This is a genomic window from Streptomyces sp. NBC_01750 (genome assembly GCF_035918095.1).
Lineage (GTDB): Bacteria > Actinomycetota > Actinomycetes > Streptomycetales > Streptomycetaceae > Streptomyces.
On the sequence record NZ_CP109137.1, the window covers coordinates 5,634,146 to 5,654,523 of the forward strand.

Genomic DNA, 20,378 nt, shown 5'->3' on the forward strand with positions numbered 1-20,378 from the left:
CCCCTGAGCCCGCAAGTCAGCTTCGTCCTCACTGAGACGGAAGTACAGACGGATCGCCATTTCCTCCCGCTCGTTCAATGCGGGTGTCCCTATGCCGCGCAGAGTGCGAGGTGACAGCTTGTCAAGCAACGACCAGTAGCGAGCAACGTAGAAGTCCTCGACCTGGCGCACGCGTTGCGTCCGCACCTGCCAGATCGCGAGCCCCGAGGCGACCGACGCCGTGACGAGGGTGATCGTAAGTGCTGGACTGCGCACCCCTCGGGGGAGGCTTTGAGGACCGTCGATACGGTGAACTTGATGCCGGTCACCGACGTGAGCTGGGCCGCGGCCTGTTTGGCGGCGGGCCCCAGCTTGGTCCGGGCGTCGGCGCTGGCGAACTGGATGGTGTAGCCGGTGCCGTCCGCCGACAGGGACTTGATGCCGGGCAGTGCCTTCCAGCCGTTACCCGAATAGACCTGGGTGCCGGTGGTGTTGGCGGCGTCGGCACTGGTGGCGGGAAGGAGTAGCACGATGGTTGCGCCTGCGGCTATGGAGCAGAGCTCGCGCCCCAGGCCGGTGTATTTCATGAATAGGCCCCCACGGTCGTTGTGTTCGATGTGCGCGACTCAAGGGGGCACTCTCAGGCTCGGCTCATCGCACCCGGCCCCCCACCGAGTTGCTCCGCGGGACATTACAGGCCATGGCTTTACACACCGTCACCGGCTGCCCAGGTGACGGCACGATGGCAGCCAACGAACCTCGTGCGGCGTTCTTCTTCGACGGGCCGGGGGTGTACTTGCCGATACCGAGAAGCGGGTCCTACCGACTTCGCAGGTAGAAGAGGCGCTTGCGAGCCGTCCCGTTTCCCGCCTCCGCAAAGCCGTGCGGGCCCCGCGGGCACTTCCCCGACGAGTCCCGGCGCTCAATTGCGTCAGGGTCCACGCACGTCGCGGCGTGGGCCGGCACCGTCTCCGTCGCCTTCGTCGTCGACACCTTCTGCGGCTGGCACACCTCCCGGGGTCAACGTTGCCAAGGACGACCCCTTAGCCTCGATCCACCGATGTGGGCTGAGGGTGATCTTCTGGCTGAGGTCGGGGGACGGCCGTTGGATTGGGCACCTTGTAGCTGCTGGTCTGCCCAGCGTTTCCACGTGTTCGGTTCCGGTTGGGCCCTTGCGGGCGGGGTGGGCAGGGACGTTCGTGTCAGCCGGCTGGGCCGTGGACGGTGTCGAAGAGGTGTGTCCAGGCGTGCTGCCAGGGCCAGTTGTTCGGTAGGTGCAGGGTGACGCGCCGTGCGGAGCGGGCGGTCCGGGCGGGAACGTGGATCAGGTGGGCGCGGAGGGTGGCGGTGGTGGCCTTGGCGTGGAAGGCGGAGGTCAGAGCACCGGTGGCCCGCAGCAGGTTGTAGGTCATCGCCCACAGGGTCAGCCAGGCGGAGTTGGCGTGGAAGTGTCCGGACGGCAGGTGGGCCAGAGCTGCGGCTTTGCTGTCGGCGATGACCTGCTCGACGACGGCGTGGTGACGGTGTTCCCGTTCTGACTGGAGGGTCGGGGCGGGGTTGTCGGTGAAGAACGGGTGGTAGCGCCAGAGGGGGAACAGCTCGCCCTGTTCACCCACGACGGCGGGTTCGGCCAGGTCCCGGACCCGGCGCACGATCAGCCGGGCCGTGACCCGCTCGCTCTTCTTGCGGCCGGTGAAGGCGGTGTAGGCGGGTATCTCGGCGACTTCGGCGCCGGAGATGAGCTCGCCGGTGTCGGGGTCGGGCACCGCGGTGGGATAGGTGATCTGCTGCCATGCCTCGTCCGGAATGCCGAGGACGGCCCGCTTGATGGAGGGGTTCATGCCGCAGGTGATGGAGAAGCGGGCCCCGGTCCGGCGGCAGGCGGCGATTACACCGGCGTTGTAGAACTGTGAATCTGCCCGCAGGATCCGCAGGCCGGTGCAGCCGACCTCGACGGCGGTGGCCAGCGCCTCACTGACCAGTTTCGGGGCGCCGCGTGAGTCGGCTGCCTTCCCGCGGCGCATCCGCACGGTGGCGATCACCGGCCGCGAGGCGGGGGTGCAGATCGTGGCCAGCAGCGGGTGCAGGGTGCGGACGCCCTTGAACCGGCCGTACTCGGCGCCCTGCTTGGTCCGGCCGTAGACCCGTTTGTGGGTGGAGTCGACATCGATGAACGCCTTCTCGCCTGCGCCGGGCAGCAGCGGCGTGTGCGAGGCCAAAGCGGCCAGGAACCTGCGGTGCACCGCGTGGAGCTGGAGTGCGTGACCGTGGGTGAACGCGCGCAGGAAGCTGCCCAGCGTGGAGGGCGCACGGACGCCTGCGAACAACACGGGCATCGCGCCGTGGCGCAGGACGTGAAGGTCGTCGATGCTGTCCGCACCGGCGGCCATCCCGGCCACGATGCTGGTGACCTTGGCATCCGGCCCGGCACCCGCGCCGTTCTTCGCTCCGGTCAGCTTCACCTTCTCCGCCACCAGACGGGCCAGCCCGCACCGCTCGGCCAGCTGCATCACCGGGACCAGCCCGGCATGCGCGATCAGATTCGGGTCGTCGAACGCAGCGGAGACCGCCGCCGGAGTATGGGAAACTTTCATCTACGAGGTGCCTTGCTGATTGTGCGTGCTGGAAGCGTCAGAACTCCCATCATCGCAGGTCAGCAGGCACCTCTTCTTGATTCCTTATCCACAGGACGCGGGTCACTCGGTGGATCGAGGCTTAGGCGCTGCCGCCCGACACGGCCATAGCTACCCTCCAGTAAGGGTGACCTGCGGGGATGGCCCGAGCTGGTTGCCTTTGACGAGTGGATATGCGAGACGGCAGTTGCTGGATAGAGTCGTCTCGTTACAACTGGTTGTGGGGACAACCAAAAGCGCCTTTCGGCTGCCATCGTCCTGGGGAGGGCCTGCAGCACATGAGTCGTCGCTCTACTGGCTTTGTCGGCGTGTGGGCTGAGATGCAACGGCAGCAGCAACGCCAACTGGAAGCCGAAGCCAGACAGCGGAGACAAGAAGCTCAGCAAGCGCGGGCCTACCAGCGACGAGCTGCCCAGAGCCACCGCGAATACAAGCAGGCAGAGGCGCTGCGTCGCACGGAGGAACTGGACGCACAGGTTGCGTCACTGCAAGCTCTTCTCGCATCGGGTTGTCGAGCCCCGGCTTTCAGGGCTGCCTCACTCATGCGACATGAGGAGATCCAGCCCTTCGCCCCCGGACCGTTGGCGCAGCCCGTGCCCATGCCGGATTTCAATCAGTACCAAACGCAGAGCGGTTGGACCGCGAGTCGCCGGGCTCAGGCGCAGGCCGAAGCGCAGACGCGCTTCGAGCGGGACTGGCAGGCTGCCCAGGCCGTGGAGGCTCAGCGACAGCAGCAGCTGGCGTCGTACCAGCGGGAGTACCAGCACTGGGCCGACGCTCAGTTGGCTGAGGTGCGCGCGCACAATGCCGGCGTCGTCGCGGTAATCGAGGGCGTAAAGCGCCGGGGTCCCGATTCCGTGGTCGAGTACTTCTCCGCCGCTCTCTATGCCTCAACGGCGTGGCCCGAAGGTTTCCCGCGTCAGGTTGCAGCTGCCTACGACCCGGCAGCCCGGCAGTTGGTGCTGGATTGGGAGTTGCCCGCTTACAGCATCGTCCCCGAGGTCAAGTCCGTTCGGTACATGTCCGGGGTCGATCAGGAAAAGGAGACCCCCCGTCCGGTAGGCCAGCGTCGAGCTCTGTACAGGGAGGTACTCGCGCAGTGCATGCTGCTCGTATTGCACGAACTCTTCGCCGCAGATGAGCTGGGTGCCCTTGAGTCGGTGGCCTTGAACGGGTTCGTCGATGGACACGACCCTACGACGGGCCGACCGGGCCATATCTTCCTCGCAACTGTCATGGCCTCGCGCTCTTCGTTCCATGACCTGCACCTAGCGCAGGTGGAGGCAGGCAGTTGCCTGGCTGACGCTCTGCGAGGGCAGCTCTCAGCCAGGCCGGACCAACTCATACCAGTACGGCCGAGTCGGCGGCCGCAAGATGTCGGGAACCGCGTCGTCGCCCACGGCAGCGACGAGGAACCGGATCTGTACGACATGGATCCGGTCGCATTCGAGAATCTTGTCGCCGATCTCTTCCGGGCCATGGGGATGCAAGCGGTGACGACCCAACGCTCAAACGATGGCGGTGTGGACGTCGACGCCCTGGATCCGGCACCGATCCGAGGCGGCAAGATCGTCGTGCAGGTGAAGCGTTACCGCAACACGGTGCCTCCCACTGCCGTGCGTGACTTGTTCGGGACTGTGCAGGACGCCGGCGCCAACAAGGGTGTCCTCGTGACGACGTCAGGGTTCGGTCCTGGCTCACACACCTTCGCCAATGGCAAGCCGCTGGAACTTGTCTCGGGCACAGAGCTCGTCGACCTGCTGCATCGTCATGGGCTGCGTGGGCGACTGGGCGAGAGCCGTCGTCAAGCCGCTGCACAGCTGACACCGTCGGGCCCGGACACTCGTTTGCCTGACGACTACAACGTCCTGGGCATGTCGTGGTCGGGAAGGGTCGCCTTGGACGTGTGTGCCCTCGTCTGCAGTGGCAACCGCGTCCTCAGCGACGATCACTTCGTCTTCTACAACAACCCGCAGACTCCGGACGGCTCAGTGCGTGCTCTTCCCGCAGCGGCGCCCGACAAGGCAGCAATGTGCGTCTCCTTCGACGGGTTGCCAGAGGAGGCCGATCGGTTCGTACTCGTGGCCGCCATCGACCCAGAGGTCAACCCGGACGCCGATCTCTCCGGTTTCACTGACGCCTGCATCCGGCTGCTCGATCCGGGGATGGCGGAGCTGGGACGGCTTGAGGTCTCCGACGGCCGGCCGCGCGAGACTGCCTTGGTACTCGGCTCCTTCCGTCGAAGGCCCAACGGGGACTGGGACTTCGTCCTCGGTGGCAAGGGCTACACGGGCGGCCTGGAGGAACTCGTTCAGGGTTACGGCATCGAGGTGGAGTAGCTCAGCGAGTCCGGATCCTGCGAGCGGCATGGATGGGCTGTGAACGCAGCTTGATGACCCAGGTCAAGCCTGGCTCACAGCCCTTTGAGCGAAACATCCGTGTCGCCCGTCATCGGCCTCATGACCGTTCGTTAGGCTCGGCCGCCACACAGGTTCCGATCTTCACGGAGGGCAGGACGGCGAGGATCAATCGCGAGCGGCTCGTCAGAACGCTGACATTCTGGCTGCGTCCCGCCTTCGCGTTGCGAGTCATCAACCGGTTTCAGAGGATCGTTGGTTTCGACCGCTCGATGGCCCTGGCGTCCAGCGCTCTCACCGCACTGGTTCCGCTCATAATCCTCGGCAGCGCCGTCCTGAGCGACTTCGTCCACTACGACTCCGCGGACCGGATGATCAAGCGCTACAGCCTCTCCGGAGCGGGCGCCGAGGCAGTCAACTCCCTCTTCACCCCTGCCGAGAGCACGAACGCGAGTGCGGGCATCTTCGGGGTGGTGTTCCTGACGATCTCGGTGCTGAGCTTCGCGCGGGCCTCGCAGCGGCTCTTCGAACAGACATGGGAACTCAAGCCCCTCAGCGTGCGCAACACACGAAACGGCCTGTGGTGGATCCTGACTCTTGGCGGCTACGCATTGGTCACCGGGTGGCTCTCCGTAGTCCTTGGCGGGAGCGGGCTGGGTTTGGTGACCGCGGCCGGCGAGGCAGCGGTAACCGCCGTGTTCCTTGTCTGGAGCGGCTGGATCCTGTCAGCGAAGCGGATCAACTGGCCCGACCTGATCCCTTTCGGAGTCACTGCAGCCGTTCTGACAGCGGTCTATTCCGTGGGCGCAACCCTCTACCTGCCGCGTCTCTTCAACTCCTCCGTCTCACGCTACGGGGTGTTCGGTGCCGTCTTCGCGATGATCTCGGCCCTCTTCGGAGCCATGCTCGTCCTCGTCGCATCGGCTGCACTCGGACGAGAAGTACGAGACGAGCTCAGCCGGATCCGTCAGGGCCAGCGCCCTTCAGACCATGAGGTTCGCCAGGAGTGGGACAGTGTGGTCGAGCAGACACGGTCACGTTGGCGCACGGCGCGGGAACAGGTCTCTCATCGTCGGATCAAGGGCGCGGACCACTGACAGGCGGCGCCGGCCACGACCGGCATTCACGTTCCCAACGTCTACAGCCAGGAGAGAGAGCACCGGGGGAGCTTTAGTGGCAGGCCAGGACGAATGCAGACGGGACCGGGACGGTGCGCCTGGTGCTGTCGGCGGCAGCGGCTCATGACGTGGCGGCACTGGTGCGGGCGGTTGCTCGGCTAGGCAAGGTCGGCTGAGCCGGGCCGGATCTTGAATGGCCCCGGCGGTGTCATCTTCTCGTGGTCGATTCTGGCACGCCGAGATCTTGGCGCATGACACGGCGGAGTTCGGCCACTGCCGAATCGAACCTGTTCTCCAGCTCGCTGTACGCCGGGCTCTCGATCACAGCTCCGTCCACGAGCAGGTCTCTCGTGTGCCTCAAGACCACGAACGCGGCGCGGGCGGCGTCAACGACATCTTGCGGGGCGATGATGGCCAGCTGGTGGCGGATCTCGTACGCCCCGGGCGTCAGAAACAGCTCGCGCACCCTCTGAGGGCGCTCGCTTGCAGGTATGTCTGCCTGCGCGCACTCGTGGAGCGTCGTTCGCATACGCGAGAGTGCAGCGGTGTAGTCGGAGAGCTGCCTCCGTACGTCGAGACTCTGGCCGGCGCGCTCCCTGCCCCACCTGAGCCGATCGCCAATCAACGTCGACCCGACCCCGATTACCGCGCCAAGTGCCGTACTGACTGGCGATATCCACTCCATGGCAGGGGAGCGTAGGACGTCCGTTTGCCCGCCGCTCGGGGGCGTACCTTGGACGTGCGCTCCGAGCTCGGGAATCATCGCGCTTCGGCGGTCCGATCTGCGTCCTGACCAGGTACAACGGGTGCTGCAATGAAGCCCGAAGGCCTGGTCCGGCATCCGCTGTTGACCGTGCTTCCCCGTCTCGTCGGGCACGGATCGGGCACGGACTACCCCCTCGATGCGAACTATCGGCGTGGCGGTCGCTGAGGTCCGCTCGGGCGGTCGGGTAGCCGGCGGGACCGGTCGGCGTGTTCGACCAGTCCATGGTCATCACGAACAGGTCTGTGCCCGCGAACAGTTCGTCGAGGATCGTGTTGTACCGGTCCAGCACGATCGCGTACTCGTCTTCGGACTCCGGGGTAGCGCTTCGAGCCGGGGAGGCTGTGGAAGCGCACCCAGCGGTCGGGGTACGTACTGCGGAACGTGTGGGCGGCGGGTGGGCCCGACTGCCGTCGTTCCTGCCACAGCCTCGCCAGCAGCTCGGGGGTGACGCCAGCGCTCAACCGTCGGCCTTGGCGACGCCGATCGGGCACGAGACGCCCGTCCCGCCAAGCCTGTGCTGCCATGTGACCCGTTGGATCAGGCGCGCAGACCCGTGAGTCCGTCATACGCGGCCGTGACGATCTCTAGTCCCCGATTGTCGTCGGCGGGTTCACGCATCTGATGTGTCACGTACGCCACTGCCATACGGGCATCAGGGTCGATCACGACCAGTGAGCCGCCCCAACCGCCCCACCCATAGGTGTTGCCGAACAGTCCGTAGCCCAGACCCCAGCGCATCGGCATGCCCAGGACGCGGTCATCGCCGTGGAACTGCTCCTCCCGGGCACGGTCACAACCCGCCTGCGACAGCAGCCGCGCCCCCCGCACCGATCCTCCGCAGGCCATCACGGACTGGACGAGGGCGACCGAGCGGGCGTTGCCGAGCCCGCTCGCCGCAGGGATTTGCGCACGGCGCCAGGCCACGCTGTTCCCGTCGTGGACCCGTATCGGTGTCCCGGCGGCGGGAGCCGCGCCGCTGACGCGGGCACTCGCGGCGTAGCCGTCGTCCCGGGACTGTGGCGGGATCGTGAGCGCCACCCGGTGGTCGTGCTCGGCGGGCAGGCCGATGTGGAAGTCCGCGCCCAGCGGGCCGGCAACCTCGTCGGCGAAGAACGCGCCCAGAGTCCGACCGGTGATGCGGCGTACGACCTCGCCCACGAGGAATCCCTGGGTGAGCGAGTGGTATCCGGCCTCGGTGCCCGGCTCCCATTGCGGAGCCTGCGCGGCCAGTCGTGCCGTGGCGGACGTCCAGTCGTACAGCTCCGCCACCGGCCCGTCCCAGTCGGGCAGGCCAGCCGTGTGCGCGAGCAGGTGGCGTACCAGCACCTTCTCTTTGCCCGCCGCGGCGAACTCCGGCCAGTACCGGGCGACCGGCGCGGCCAGGTCCAGTTCGCCACGGTCGGCGAGAACCAGGGCGCACAGCGCGGTCATCGTCTTGGTGACGGACCAGACGTTGACGATCGTGTCGCGCTGCCACGGGATCGTACGGTCGGCGTCGGTGAATCCGCCCCAGACGTCCACCACCGGCCGGCCATCCACGAAGACGGCCACCGAGCCACCGGCGTCTCCCTCGTCCAGCAATGCCGCCAGCGCGCTGGGCACGGCAGTGAACAGATCATCGTATGATCCCTGAATGTCCGCCATGCTGAGAATCTAGCCAGCTTGGGGTGACGCGAGGCAACTGAATTCCCGGCCCGCTAGGGGCGACTATCCCTCAGTGGCTTCCGGCGCAGGGGCGATGCCGGTCGGGCAGGACGCTCCCCAGTTCGTCTCGAACGGGGTACTCAGCTTGACGCCCGTCCCGCCGATCCAGCAGTACCCCGCGGGGTTCTGCCGGCGGCCCAGCTCGCTTGCACCGTTGCTTCCTTGACCCAAGTCAGGCGACCGGACGCGTCTCGCAGCGCTGCGGGGGGTGGCCGATGTCTCGCTTCCACCACTGGCCATCCGCGTCGCGGAAACCGAAGGTGATCACAAGCCTCATGCCCGGCGTGGGTGAAAGTGGTACGCCCCCTGCATCGAGCAGTTGTACACGCGACGTCAGAGATTCTCCAGGCTGCAAGATGCACGCCTCTGCAGTGTTGTGCGAGATGTTCGGATTGAGGCGCCAGGTTGCTTCTGGGTCTGCCGCTGCTGCGCGCACACTGAGCAGGTCCACATCGGCGATGGCGGTCGGTGCACCGTTGGTGATCATTACGTCAATGGTTGTGCTACTGGACCAGGGGGTTGAAGCCGTGACCAAGGATGCACGGCCCGCGGCCGAGCGTGCCTGTACAGCTGCGGCTTCCCGTTCTGCCTTGAGCGCCCTGCGATGAGGGACAAGGAATGCCGCGACCGCGACCAGGAGTGCTGCCAGTGTGCTGCCCACTGTCCACGCCTCACCCATGGCTCGCTCCTGACGTTAGACCTCTGTTCTGTCGATTCTGAGTGCCACACTCGTTGCCTGGTTGGACCCTGCTGAGCGAGACCGCCGCACCGTGTCACAGCGTGGCTGTTCTTAGGATGCCCCGGTCGGGGGCCGCATAGGGCTGCCGCCGCGAGATGGGCGGCAGTCTCGGCGTCGTCGGGAAACTCGCGCCGCTGATGCGATGCCCGAGGCTGTAGTCGAGTCGCTTCGCCTCAAGGGCCTTTGCCCCACGTACAGCTCGAAAGGTACTGCTGGTGTCAGAGCCCCGCTTTGTTGGGGAGCCAAAGTCGCGCCGGTCGAGGGTGAGTGTCGCGTTCATTGGCCTTCCGCCAGTCGCTGGACTGTCCACCAACGCGGTGCTTCGTCGTCGGGATGTCCGGGGATATCCGGGGAGGCTGAGTGGAACGACACCCGCACCGTGGCCGCCGCCCCGAGAACGGGCCAACTGGCCCGGTTCTGGCCGCTGCCAGCCGAGTTGTCCGCGAACTCCCCCGAGATTGTCCGTGATCGGTAACGGACGCATCCCGTGGCCGCCGCCCCTCGTCCTGCCAGGTGGTCGCAAAGTGACCGGGGATCGGCCAGGGACTGGGCGAAAGCGGGGCGGACATGGCACGGCACGGTGGTGGGCGGGGCTGGTACGGCAAGCTGGTCGGGGCGGCGCTCGGGGTGACGGTGCTCGCCACCGGTGCCTCGGTGTGGACGGCGCAGGCCGGCGCCGTGGGCGGCGCGTCGCCAAAAGCGGCCGCGTCGGCGACGCCGGGCAGTGACGTCAAGCCGGTCGCGGTGACCATCGCGCACGCCTCGGACAAGGGGACGCGCGGCGTCAACATCACCATCGACGACGGCCCCGACCCTGTGTGGACCCCTCAAGTGCTGGACGTGCTGCGGGAGTACGGGGTGAAGGCCACGTTCTGCATGGTGGGGATGCAGGCGCAGGCCCACCCCGACCTCGTGAAGAAGGTGGTCGCGGCCGGGCACCGGCTGTGCAACCACTCGGTGTCGCACGACACCACCATGGACAAGAAGTCCCAGGCCTACCAGTCGCAGCAGATACGCGACGCCGAACGCATGATCACCGAGGCGTCCGGAGGTGTACGGCCGATGTACTACCGGGCGCCCGGCGGGGCCTTCACCCCTCACAGCCGTACGCTCGCCGCTTCCCGGGGGATGCGCCCGCTGGGCTGGAACGTGGACACCAAGGACTTCGAACGACCGGGCACGGACGCCATCGTCGCCATCGTCGAGCGGGAGCTGCCGAATGGGCCGACGCTCCTCTTCCACGACGCGGGCGGCGACCGTTCCCAGACGGTCGAGGCCTTGCGCCGGATCCTCCCCTGGCTCAAGGAGCAGGGCTACTCCTGCGGCTTCCCGGTGCGTTGAGCGGCCCTGGTCGGTCCCGGCGTTCGAGGTTCCGGCCCCGGCGCGAGCGCCACCAAGGCCCGCCTACTCCGGTATCAGTGTGCGCAGATCCTTCGCGGGCGACTCGGGTGTGCCTCCGGGCATCATGGCTCCTCAAGCGTACAAAGAGGGGCACCCACCGGTCGCAGTACGTACTGCGGAACGTGTGGGCGACGGGCGGACCCGACGGACGCCGCTCCTGCCACAGCTCAGCCAGCAGCTCGGGGGTGACGCCAGCGTTCACCCGTCCGCCTTGGCCACGCCGATCGGGCAGCTGACGCCCGTCCCGCCGATCCCGCAGTACCCCGCCGGGTTCTTGTCGAGATACTGCTGGTGGTACGCCTCCGCCGCGTAGAACGTACGGTCCGCCGCCGGCAGCACTTCCGTCGTGATCGTGCCGTACCCCGATCCCGTCAGGACCTTCTGGTACGCCTCCCGCGACGCCTCCGCCGCCTCGGCCTGAGCCGTCGAGTGGGTGTAGATCGCCGAGCGGTACTGCGTGCCCACGTCGTTGCCCTGGCGGAAGACCTGCGTCGGGTTGTGGGACTCCCAGAACAGCTTCAGCAGCTCCGCGTACGAGACGATCTTCGGGTCGAAGACGACGCGTACCGCCTCCGTGTGGCCCGTGAGGCCCGAGCAGACCTCGTCGTATGTCGGGTTCGGCGTGTAGCCGCCCTGGTAGCCGACCAAGGTCGTCCAGACGCCTTCCGTCTGCCAGAACTTGCGCTCCGCGCCCCAGAAGCAGCCCAGGCCGAAGTCCGCGATCTCCAGGCCTTCCGGGTACGGGCCCAGCAGTGGGTTGCCCAGCACCGTGTGGCGGTCGGGGACGGTGAATTCGGGGTCGGGGCGGCCGCGCAGGGCCTGGTCAGGGGTGGGGAGCTCGGGGGTGCGGCGGGACAGGAACATGCGGGGCTCCTCGTGGTGTGGGGTGCGTAGTGGGAACGTACGGACCCCTGTCGGGCATTCCTCGGCCTGCCTCGATGCGCCGTCGACCTGCTGTCGGCCGAGCATCGACGCGCGCCCTCCCGCGTCAGTGCGGCAGCGTCGCCGGGCTGCCGCCGTTCGCCTCGTACCCGGCCACCGCCAGCGCCCGGCAGACCGTGTACTCGGCCGCCGGATCGCCGCTTTGTGTCCAAGGCAGCGCGCCGATGTGGCCGTCCACCCGCACCAGCTGGTTCATCGCCTCCGCCCACCTCTCCGAATGGACGAGGAAGAGGATCAGGAGGTGGCGTACGTGCGCGAGCATCGGGTCGTCGGCGCCTGCCGAGTGCACCGCGAAGAGCGCTCCCTCCACCGCCTTGGTGACCACCGCGCTCTGGTAGAAGCCCTGCACGAGGATCACGTCCGGGATGTGCTCGTACACCGCGAAGAGCGGGAGGGCGGCGAGGAGCGAGCCCTGCGGAGCGCGTGCCGCGGCCGTTGTCGCGAAGTGGTCCGCCTCCTCGCGGGAGCCGTGCCACTTCTCGCACCAGTAGTGCAGCGCGGCCAGATGCGCGCCCATGTGCTGCGGCGCGCGGTCGATGACCTTCGCCCACAGCTGGTCGAACTGCTCGGGGGAGTAGCCGAGTCCGCGTGCGACGGCGAGTTCGACGATGTACGGGACCGGGTCGCCGGGTGCGAGCAGTGCCGCCTCGCCGCAGACCGCGCGGGCCTCCTCCAGGATGATCCGGAAGTCGTCCGTCCCGGCGGTCGAGGACCGCCAGGCCTGCTGCACCAGGAACTCGGCGTGCACCTGCGCGGCGCCCGCGTCCTTCGGGGACTCGGAGCGCCAGGCGCGCAGCCACGCGCCGCCGGCGCCGGGCCGCTGCTGGAGCTCCAGCGACGCGGCGCCGGCGAAGGCCTGCACGCGCTGCCAGCGCACCTCGCCCTCCTTGGAGGTGCCGGCCAGCAGCTGGGCGGCGGCCCGCCACTCCTGGGTGCGCTGGACGACATCGAGCACGTCGAGGAGGTCCTGGTCCGGTCCCGGCAGCCTGATGTCCAGTTCCTCCTGGCGCACAAATCCGTACGTGGCCGGGTCGGCGGCGTCGGGCGAGCCGGGCGCGACCTGGCGGATGCCGGAGCGGCGGCGCAGCAGATAGGGACCGAAGGCCGCGGCCAGCAGACCCATCGCGATCAGGAACCAGAGAATCTCCATGACCCCATTGTTCCGGACAGAGGTCGGGCCGGGCCACGTCCGGGGTCCCGCCGGGACTACGCTCGGACCTCATGAGTGACGAGCACAGTGTGCACAGCTTCGAGACCCTCGCCATCCACGCGGGCAACACCGCGGATCCGCTGACAGGCGCGGTCGTCCCGCCCATCTACCAGGTATCCACCTACAAGCAGGACGGGGTGGGCGGGCTCCGCGGCGGCTACGAGTACAGCCGTAGCGCCAACCCGACGCGTACCGCGCTGGAGGAGAACCTGGCGGCCATCGAGGGCGGCCGGCGCGGGCTCGCCTTCGCGTCCGGGCTGGCGGCGGAGGACTGCCTGCTGCGTACGCTGCTGGCGCCGGGTGACCATGTGGTGATCCCGAACGACGCGTACGGCGGCACCTTCCGGCTCTTCGCGAAGGTCGTCTCGCGCTGGGGCGTGGAGTGGTCGGTGGCCGACACCTCCGACCCGGTGGCGGTACGTGCCGCGGTCACCCCGAAGACGAAGGTGATCTGGGTCGAGACGCCCTCCAACCCGCTGCTCGGCATCACCGACATCGCGGCCGTGGCGGACGTGGCCCGCGGCGCGGGCGCGAAGCTCGTCGTCGACAACACTTTTGCCAGCCCCTATCTGCAGCAGCCGATCGCGCTCGGCGCGGACATCGTCGTGCACTCCCTCACCAAGTACATGGGCGGGCACTCGGACGTTGTCGGCGGTGCGCTGATCGCGGCGGACAGGACGGTCGGCGAGGAACTGGCGTACCACCAGAACGCGATGGGCGCGGTGGCCGGCCCGTTCGACGCGTGGCTGGTGCTGCGCGGCATCAAGACCCTTCCCGTCCGGATGGACCGGCACAGTGAGAACGCCGGCCGCGTCGCCGAGATGCTGACCAAGCACCCCAAGGTCACCAAGGTCCTCTACCCGGGGCTGCCGGAGCACCCGGGGCACGAGATCGCCGCGAAGCAGATGAAGGCGTACGGCGGCATGGTGTCGTTCCGCATCGCGGGCGGCGAGGAGGCGGCGGTCGAGGTCTGCAACCGCGCGAAGCTCTTCACGCTGGGCGAGTCCCTGGGCGGCGTCGAGTCCCTCATCGAGCACCCGGGCCGGATGACGCACGCGTCCGTGGTGGGTTCGGCGCTGGAGGTCCCGGGGGACCTGGTGCGCCTGTCGGTGGGCATCGAGTCGGGCGACGACCTCCTCGCGGACCTGAAGCAGGCGCTGGGCTGACGAGCTGAAGCGGGCGCGGACCGGAGGCAGGCACGTACCACGTCCGTCCGGCGGCCGGTGTGTCCTCAATCGCCGGGCGGGCTTGACCCCGAGCCCGTCCGGCGAACGACGTCAGGCGCTGACCTTCTCGTCCTCGAGAGTCTCGCGGATCTGTGCGCGCAGATCGAGGCTGTCCGTGTGCCCGTGGACGGAGACCGCGTGTTCGGCGGCGGCCCGTACGACTTCCTCCTCCTCACCGGAGATGGTGAGAGAGCAGTCCATCTCGCTGGGGAACTTGCGGCAGTCGGCAACTTTCCTCGTCATAACGACCTCCTCGGTCGGTCTGTACGCCGCTTCCTCCAGCATAGATCCGCACAAGCCGGATACACCCGGATGAAACCGCTTACCAGCCCTCCAGCGGAGGAGTCGTCTTCGTCGGCGGTGTGATCCACGGCTCTGCCGCCGCCGCCCAGATCGCGAACGCGATCGCCGCCGCCACCAGCAGCAGCCATGCTGCGCGGCGCAGAACGCGGTGGCGGCGCAGCAGGCGGGTGCCGTGTTCCGCGGCGCGCTCCGCAAGATCGGCCGGGACCGGCGGATGCCGGGTCTCCAGCATCCGGCGGACCTCGTCCTCCTTGCGGTCGGGGCCGCTCATGACACCGCCTCCGCCGGGGCGCTGCGCATCGTCGCGATTGCGCGCGTGCAGATCGAGCGGACCCGTTCCACCGGGAGTCCGATCAGCGCCGCCGTCTGCTCCTCGGCGACCCCTTCGTACAGGCGCAGCACCAGGATCAGGCGCTCCTGCGGGGTGAGACGTGCCAGTACGCCGCCGTGCACCTTGTGGTAGCGCCAGGCACTGCGTGCGAAGCGCGTGGCGAGTTCCTGGCGTGTGCGGTCGTACGGATCCTCGCCGCGCAGCCGGTCCCACTCCGCGTACGTATGGGCCAGCGCGGCGGTGAGCAGCTGCTGCGCGTGCGGGGTGACGCCGGGTGCCTCGGCGGTGAGCAGCGTCGCCGCATGCAGCAGTCGGCCGGCCGCGCCCGCGACGAATGCCTCGAACTCCCGGGCCCGGCGACGCCCCTGGGCCGTCTGCCGCTCGCTCACCTCCTCATATAGAGGCAGCTGCGCTCCCCGGGTCAAGAGGTCGGCGGCGTCTCCGTGTCCACGGGCGGCAGTCCGGCCTGGCGGGCGGAGAGCGCGGTGTTGAAGCGGGTGAGCAGAGTGCAGAACGACTCGCGCTCCGCCTCCGTCCAGCCGTCCGTCACCTGCGCCATCAGCTCGCGCCGCGAGGAGCGGACCTCTTCGAGCCTGGCCTGCCCGCGCGGGGACAGCTGGAGCACGACCGCGCGGCCGTCCTCCGGGTGCGAGGTGCGCTTGACGAGGCCGGTGTCGACGAGCGGCGCCACCTGGCGGGTGACGGTCGACGAGTCGATGCCCATCCCCGCGGCCAGGGCCTTGACGCCCATCGGGCCTTCCAGGTCGAGCCGGTTGAGGAGCAGATAGGCGGCGCGGTCCATGGAGTTGCGGACCTGGCCGACCCCGCCGAGCCGGGTCTGTTCCGCGCGGCGTGCGAAGACGGCGACCTGGTGCTGGAGGGCATCGAGGAGGCCGGGGTCGAGATGAGTCGTCATGTCCTGAGAAGTGGGCATGGCTGCCGTGGCTCTCTCGTGCGGTGGTCGGTTGGTGGGGGACAGAGTACGCGGCCGTGACCCGGTGCGTACCAGCGCTGCACAAACCGGTGGGGAAGCACGGGATCCGGGCGGCCGCCGCGCCGGTGAGCTGCGAGACTTGGCGTCATGAGCTTCAGTACGTCTGGCACCTTGCGTCCCGTCATCCTCGACGACATCCGCGGGGCGCAGAAGATGCTCTCGGGCGTCGCGAGAACCACCGCGATGGAGGGCAGCAGACATCTGTCGCGGCTGGTGGGCGCGCCCGTCCACCTCAAGTGCGAGAACCTTCAGCGCACCGGTTCGTTCAAGCTGCGCGGCGCGTACGTACGGATCGCGGGCCTCTCCCCCGAGGAGCGCGCGGCGGGCGTCGTGGCCGCCTCCGCCGGCAACCACGCGCAGGGTGTGGCGCTGGCGTCCTCGCTGCTCGGCGTGCACTCCACCGTGTTCATGCCGATGGGAGCGCCGCTGCCGAAGGTCGCCGCGACCAGGGAGTACGGGGCCGAGGTGCGGCTGCACGGTCAGGTCATCGAGGAGACCATGACCGCGGCGCAGGAGTACGCGCGCGAGACGGGTGCGGTCTTCATCCACCCCTTCGACCACCCGGACATCATCGCCGGGCAGGGCACGGTGGGTCTGGAGATCCTCGAGCAGTGCCCTGAGGTGCAGACGATCGTCGTCGGTATCGGCGGCGGCGGGCTTGCGGCCGGTATCGCTGTGGCGGTGAAGACGCTGCGTCCCGATGTGAAGCTGATCGGTGTGCAGGCGGAGGGCTCGGCCGCGTACCCGCCTTCGCTGTCCGCCGGGCATCCGGTGTCGATCGATTCGCCGTCGACGATGGCGGACGGCATCAAGGTGGGCCGGCCCGGCGACGTTCCGTTCAAAATCATTGGCGATCTCATGGACGAGGTCCGTACGGTCTCCGAGGACGCGCTCTCCAGCGCGCTGCTGCTCTGCCTGGAGCGGGCGAAGCTCGTTGTCGAGCCTGCCGGGGCGAGTCCGGTGGCGGCGCTGCTGAGTGACCCGCGGTCGTTCCAGGGGCCGGTCGTGGCCCTGCTGTCGGGCGGCAATGTGGACCCGCTGCTGATGCAGCGCATCCTGCGGCACGGCATGGCGGCGGCGGGACGCTATCTCTCGCTGCGGGTGCGTCTGACGGACCGGCCGGGGGCGCTTGCCGCACTTCTGGCGGCGTTGTCAGTGGTCGACGCTAACGTGCTTGACGTGAGTCATGTACGGACCGACCCGCGGCTCGGGCTCACGGAGGTGGAGGTGGAGTTGCAGCTGGAGACGAAGGGCCCGGAGCACTGCGAAGAGGTCGCGACGGCACTGCGCGGGGCGGGTTACACGGTCGTGGGCTGAGCCTGGGGGCAAGCGCTCGCCGTCACTCCCTCGCGGATCGCCTCGCGCATCACCCCGGGGATCACCTCGGGACGTCACTTCCTCGCGACACAGTCTTGAGTATCGCGATGTATCGCGTTACGGTGAAGATCCTGCCATGCTCCCGTCAGGCGGCGGGAGGACGTACACATCCACGTTTTCGCACGAAGAACCCACCCACCCGCCACCTTGGGAGAACCCATATGCCAGGCGCCATATACGCCGAAGGTCTGGTCAAGACCTTCGGCGAAGTAAGGGCTCTGGACGGCGTCGATCTCGACGTCCCCGAAGGCACGGTCCTGGGGCTTCTCGGCCCCAATGGAGCCGGCAAGACCACCGCCGTGCGCGTACTGACCACTTTGCTCCAGCCCGACAGCGGCCATGCCGTCGTCGCCGGAATCGACGTCCTGAAGCATCCGAACGAAGTCCGTCGCTGCATAGGCCTCTCCGGCCAGTTCGCCGCGGTCGACGAGTATCTGACAGGCCGTGAGAACCTCCACATGGTCGGCCAGCTCTACCAGATGAGCGCGCGCGACGCGAAGGCACGGGCGGTCCAGCTGCTCGACCGCTTCAACCTCGCCGACGCCGCCGACCGCCCGGCCAAGACGTACTCCGGCGGCATGCGCCGCCGGCTGGACCTCGCGGCCGCGCTGGTCGTCTCCCCGCCCGTGATGTTCATGGACGAGCCCACCACCGGGCTCGACCCGCGCAACCGGATGCAGCTGTGGGAGGTCATCCAGGAACTGGTCGGCGGCGGTACGACGCTGCTGCTCACCACCCAGTACCTCGAAGAGGCCGACCACCTGGCCGACGACATCTGCGTCATCGACCACGGCAAGGTCATCGCCCGCGGTACCGCCGACCAGCTCAAGGCCCAGACCGGCGGCGAGCGCGTCGAGGTCGTCGTGCACGAGCGGGACCAGATCGCCCCCGCCCGCGAGGTGCTGCTCGGCCTCGGCAAGGGCGATGTCGCCGTCGCCGACCACACCCGCAAGCTCACCGTTCCGGTCACCGGCGGCGCGAAGCTGCTCGCCGAGGTCATCCGCGAACTGGACACCCGGGGTGTCGAGATCGACGACATCGGTCTGCGCCGACCGACCCTCGACGACGTCTTCATCTCGCTCACCGGCCATGCCGCCGAGCTCCAGGACGAAGAGAACGGCGAACCCGAGGACGCCGTGGCGGCCAAGGGCAAGAAGACCCGGAAGGAGAGCGCGAAGTGACCACCACTGCGGAAACGCTGAAGCCGACGGCACCGAGACCACGCGGCGGCGTCGTCCAGTCCGTCAACGACTCACTCGTCGTCGCCAGGCGCAATCTGATCCGGATGACCCGGATCCCGGAGATGATCATCTTCGGGATGATCCAGCCGATCATGTTCGTGGTGCTGTTCAGCTATGTTTTCGGCGGCTCCATGAACGTCGGCGGCACCACGGACCCCGGCGTCTACCGTGAGTTCCTGATGGCCGGCATCTTCGCCCAGACTGTGACGTTCGCCACGGCGGGCGCGGGTGCGGGCATCGCCGACGATATGCACAAGGGCCTCATCGACCGGTTCCGCTCGCTGCCGATGGCCCGTGGAGCGGTCCTCACCGGCCGTACGCTCGCGGACCTCGTCCAGACCGCGCTGACCGTCGTCGTCCTCGCGATCGTCGCTCTGCTGGTCGGCTGGCGGATCCACGAGGGCATTCCCAAGGCGCTCGGCGCGTTCGCGCTGCTGCTTCTGCTGGGTTACGCCTTCTCCTGGATCGGCGCACTGATCGGACTCTCGGTCCGGACGCCCGAGGCGGCCACCTCCGGCGGTCTGATCTGGCTCTTCCCGGTCACGTTCATCTCGAACGCGTTCGTGCAGTCCAGCAATCTGCCCGGCTGGCTGCAGCCCGTCGCCGAGTGGAATCCCTTCAGCGCCACGGTCCAGGCCTGCCGTGAGCTGTTCGGCAACCCGGGCGCCTCGCCGTCCGACGCCTGGCCGATGGCACACCCGGTGCTGGCCTCGATGCTCTGGTCGGTCCTGATCATCGTGGTCTTCCGGACGCTGTCGGTGCGCAAGTACCGCTCGGCGACCGCCTGAGGCCGGACGCTGACACCAGGTGATGAAACGCCGGAAGGTGATGAAACGCCGGAAGGTGCTGAAGCACCGGAAGGTGCCGGAACGACGGAGGGGCCCGACCGCATGCGGCGGCCCGGCCCCTCCGTTGTTCCTCCTGTTTCAGCCCGTGTACGGCTTGGCCTCGAGGATCTTCACCGAGGCCGTCTTGCCGTTGGGCAGCTCGTACTCCGCGTTCTCGCCGACCTTCTTGCCGTTCACGCCGGACCCGAGCGGGGACTGCGGTGAGTACGTCTCGATGTTGTCGCTCGCGTACTCGCGCGAGGCGAGCAGGAAGGTCGTCGTGTCGTTCTCGTCGCCGTCGAAGGCGATCGTCACGACCGTGCCGGGCGCGACCACGCCGTCCGCGACGGCAGGCGCCTCGCCGACCTTCGCGTGCTCCAGGAGCTGGGTCAGCTGGCGCACCCGGAGCTCCTGCTTGCCCTGCTCCTCCTTGGCCGCGTGGTACCCGCCGTTCTCGCGCAGGTCGCCCTCCTCACGCGCAGCGGCGATCTTGGTGGCGATCTCCGTGCGCGCAGGACCAGACAGGTACTCCAGCTCGGCCTTCAGCTGGTTGTACGCCTCCTGGGTGAGCCAGGTGACGTTTTCGCTGGTCTGGGTCACAGGTGCTCCTCGTAGGTACTGGGAATACAAAGCATCGCCCTACCCAAAGGATGTGCCTCCCCGGGTGGGCGAAACCACGAGCCTAACAATTTCGTGGCGGAAGGGGGAGGACGAATGCCATCAGAATTACATCAACGCAGGTCAGCGACGAGACCCGCCGACAGCGAGCCGGGCCGGGGGCCGGTCAGCGGGCGGTGCACTCCACCAGCTCGGCGCTGGTGGCGCGCGCCGTTGTCCGCACCTTGACGACCTGGTCGATCCGCTTCAGGTCCCGCTGGTCCACGGCGACGTCCAGCCGCCCGACCTCGTTGCCGTCCTTCGCGCGGGAGCGCAGCGTACAGGTGCCTGTGGCGTCTTTGTCCTTGCGCACCTCCAGGTGCACCTGGACCTCGGAGTCGGAGGTGACATCGAACTTGATCACCTCGGCGCTGATCTTCTGGCCGGCGATGTAGTCGTAACCGAACCAGCCGATCATCCCGAGCAGCGCGACCCCGAGGACCGCGCCCACGATCTTGAGCTTGCGGTCGGCGCGCTCGTCCGCCGGGCGGCCGTAGCGGCCCTCGGGGAGCTGTTCGCGCACCGCAGCCATGATCATTCCTTCCGGGGCGGGCGGCCGGAATTTTCCGGCCC

At 68.2% G+C, this 20,378-nt stretch carries 19 protein-coding genes and 2 pseudogenes; 7 read left to right on the forward strand and 14 right to left on the reverse strand.

Annotated elements, in window-relative coordinates:
* Positions 1-1,181 precede the first annotated feature (1,181 nt).
* The gene (locus OG966_RS25720) at positions 1,182-2,573 is read right to left on the reverse strand and encodes an IS1380 family transposase (RefSeq protein ID WP_326652221.1); all 1,392 of its coding nucleotides are present in this window, start codon (positions 2,571-2,573) and stop codon (positions 1,182-1,184) included.
* A gap of 317 nt (positions 2,574-2,890) precedes the next feature.
* On the opposite strand from OG966_RS25720, the gene OG966_RS25725 reads away from it, so the two are divergent.
* Complete coding sequence (locus OG966_RS25725; RefSeq protein WP_326652222.1) at positions 2,891-4,951, forward strand: restriction endonuclease; 2,061 nt, start codon at positions 2,891-2,893, stop codon at positions 4,949-4,951.
* 53 nt (positions 4,952-5,004) lie between these two features.
* A complete protein-coding gene (locus tag OG966_RS25730; protein WP_326652223.1) occupies positions 5,005-6,066 on the forward strand; it encodes a YhjD/YihY/BrkB family envelope integrity protein in 1,062 nt (353 codons plus the stop codon).
* A 229-nt stretch (positions 6,067-6,295) separates the two neighbouring features.
* Here the strand turns inward: OG966_RS25730 and OG966_RS25735 are convergent, their stop codons facing one another.
* The 5 genes and pseudogenes from OG966_RS25735 to OG966_RS25745 form a co-directional block, all read right to left on the reverse strand.
* Positions 6,296-6,772, reverse strand: coding sequence for a hypothetical protein (locus OG966_RS25735; protein WP_326652224.1), 477 nt, complete (start codon positions 6,770-6,772; stop codon positions 6,296-6,298).
* Between the two features lie 292 nt (positions 6,773-7,064).
* A pseudogene (locus OG966_RS40900) lies at positions 7,065-7,419 on the reverse strand (DUF3885 domain-containing protein); the annotation flags it as partial.
* Positions 7,391-8,497 (reverse strand): serine hydrolase domain-containing protein, encoded by a 1,107-nt coding sequence (locus OG966_RS25740; RefSeq protein WP_326652225.1) that lies wholly within the window; start codon positions 8,495-8,497, stop codon positions 7,391-7,393. The pseudogene OG966_RS40900 and the gene OG966_RS25740, both read right to left, overlap by 29 nt.
* Positions 8,498-8,560: 63 nt before the next feature.
* Positions 8,561-8,686 (reverse strand): annotated as a pseudogene (locus OG966_RS40905) (peptide-methionine (S)-S-oxide reductase MsrA); the annotation flags it as partial.
* Between the two features lie 43 nt (positions 8,687-8,729).
* The gene (locus tag OG966_RS25745; RefSeq protein ID WP_326652226.1) at positions 8,730-9,044 is read right to left on the reverse strand and encodes a hypothetical protein; all 315 of its coding nucleotides are present in this window, start codon (positions 9,042-9,044) and stop codon (positions 8,730-8,732) included.
* A gap of 819 nt (positions 9,045-9,863) precedes the next feature.
* Between OG966_RS25745 and OG966_RS25750 the strand changes: the two genes are divergently transcribed.
* Positions 9,864-10,637, forward strand: a complete 774-nt coding sequence (locus tag OG966_RS25750; protein WP_326652227.1) for a polysaccharide deacetylase family protein — start codon at positions 9,864-9,866, stop codon at positions 10,635-10,637.
* A gap of 258 nt (positions 10,638-10,895) precedes the next feature.
* Here OG966_RS25750 and msrA read toward each other — a convergent pair whose 3' ends face one another.
* Both msrA and OG966_RS25760 read right to left on the reverse strand, forming a co-directional pair.
* Entirely contained in the window at positions 10,896-11,561 is a 666-nt protein-coding gene (msrA, locus tag OG966_RS25755) for a peptide-methionine (S)-S-oxide reductase MsrA (RefSeq protein WP_326652229.1), read from the reverse strand.
* A gap of 124 nt (positions 11,562-11,685) precedes the next feature.
* A complete protein-coding gene (locus OG966_RS25760; RefSeq protein ID WP_326652230.1) occupies positions 11,686-12,789 on the reverse strand; it encodes a hypothetical protein in 1,104 nt (367 codons plus the stop codon).
* Between the two features lie 71 nt (positions 12,790-12,860).
* On the opposite strand from OG966_RS25760, the gene OG966_RS25765 reads away from it, so the two are divergent.
* Positions 12,861-14,015, forward strand: coding sequence for a cystathionine gamma-synthase (locus tag OG966_RS25765; RefSeq protein ID WP_326652232.1), 1,155 nt, complete (start codon positions 12,861-12,863; stop codon positions 14,013-14,015).
* A 111-nt stretch (positions 14,016-14,126) separates the two neighbouring features.
* Here the strand turns inward: OG966_RS25765 and OG966_RS25770 are convergent, their stop codons facing one another.
* The 4 genes from OG966_RS25770 to OG966_RS25785 all read right to left on the reverse strand — a co-directional run bounded on the left by OG966_RS25770 (position 14,127) and on the right by OG966_RS25785 (position 15,643).
* Complete coding sequence (locus tag OG966_RS25770; protein ID WP_326652233.1) at positions 14,127-14,318, reverse strand: DUF1059 domain-containing protein; 192 nt, start codon at positions 14,316-14,318, stop codon at positions 14,127-14,129.
* Between the two features lie 79 nt (positions 14,319-14,397).
* The gene (locus tag OG966_RS25775; protein ID WP_326652234.1) at positions 14,398-14,649 is read right to left on the reverse strand and encodes a hypothetical protein; all 252 of its coding nucleotides are present in this window, start codon (positions 14,647-14,649) and stop codon (positions 14,398-14,400) included.
* Positions 14,646-15,098, reverse strand: a complete 453-nt coding sequence (locus OG966_RS25780; RefSeq protein ID WP_326652235.1) for a sigma factor-like helix-turn-helix DNA-binding protein — start codon at positions 15,096-15,098, stop codon at positions 14,646-14,648. The genes OG966_RS25775 and OG966_RS25780 overlap by 4 nt, the downstream gene beginning before the upstream one ends.
* A 32-nt stretch (positions 15,099-15,130) precedes the next feature.
* Positions 15,131-15,643: a MarR family winged helix-turn-helix transcriptional regulator gene (locus OG966_RS25785; protein WP_326652236.1), complete on the reverse strand. Its 513-nt coding sequence runs from the start codon at positions 15,641-15,643 to the stop codon at positions 15,131-15,133.
* Between the two features lie 147 nt (positions 15,644-15,790).
* Between OG966_RS25785 and ilvA the strand changes: the two genes are divergently transcribed.
* The 3 genes from ilvA (at position 15,791) to OG966_RS25800 (ending at position 19,109) form a co-directional block, all read left to right on the forward strand.
* Positions 15,791-17,020 (forward strand): threonine ammonia-lyase, encoded by a 1,230-nt coding sequence (gene ilvA, locus OG966_RS25790; RefSeq protein ID WP_326652237.1) that lies wholly within the window; start codon positions 15,791-15,793, stop codon positions 17,018-17,020.
* Between the two features lie 221 nt (positions 17,021-17,241).
* Positions 17,242-18,261 carry an ATP-binding cassette domain-containing protein gene (locus tag OG966_RS25795; RefSeq protein WP_326652238.1) on the forward strand — a complete coding sequence of 340 codons (1,020 nt, stop codon included), beginning with the start codon at positions 17,242-17,244 and terminating at the stop codon, positions 18,259-18,261.
* Positions 18,258-19,109 carry an ABC transporter permease gene (locus tag OG966_RS25800; protein WP_326652239.1) on the forward strand — a complete coding sequence of 284 codons (852 nt, stop codon included), beginning with the start codon at positions 18,258-18,260 and terminating at the stop codon, positions 19,107-19,109. Before OG966_RS25795 ends, OG966_RS25800 begins: the two co-directional genes overlap by 4 nt.
* A gap of 138 nt (positions 19,110-19,247) precedes the next feature.
* Here the strand turns inward: OG966_RS25800 and greA are convergent, their stop codons facing one another.
* Both greA and OG966_RS25810 read right to left on the reverse strand, forming a co-directional pair.
* Complete coding sequence (gene greA / locus OG966_RS25805) at positions 19,248-19,748, reverse strand: transcription elongation factor GreA (RefSeq protein ID WP_326652240.1); 501 nt, start codon at positions 19,746-19,748, stop codon at positions 19,248-19,250.
* 184 nt (positions 19,749-19,932) lie between these two features.
* Positions 19,933-20,337, reverse strand: a complete 405-nt coding sequence (locus OG966_RS25810) for a DUF4307 domain-containing protein (RefSeq protein WP_326652241.1) — start codon at positions 20,335-20,337, stop codon at positions 19,933-19,935.
* Positions 20,338-20,378 lie beyond the last annotated feature (41 nt).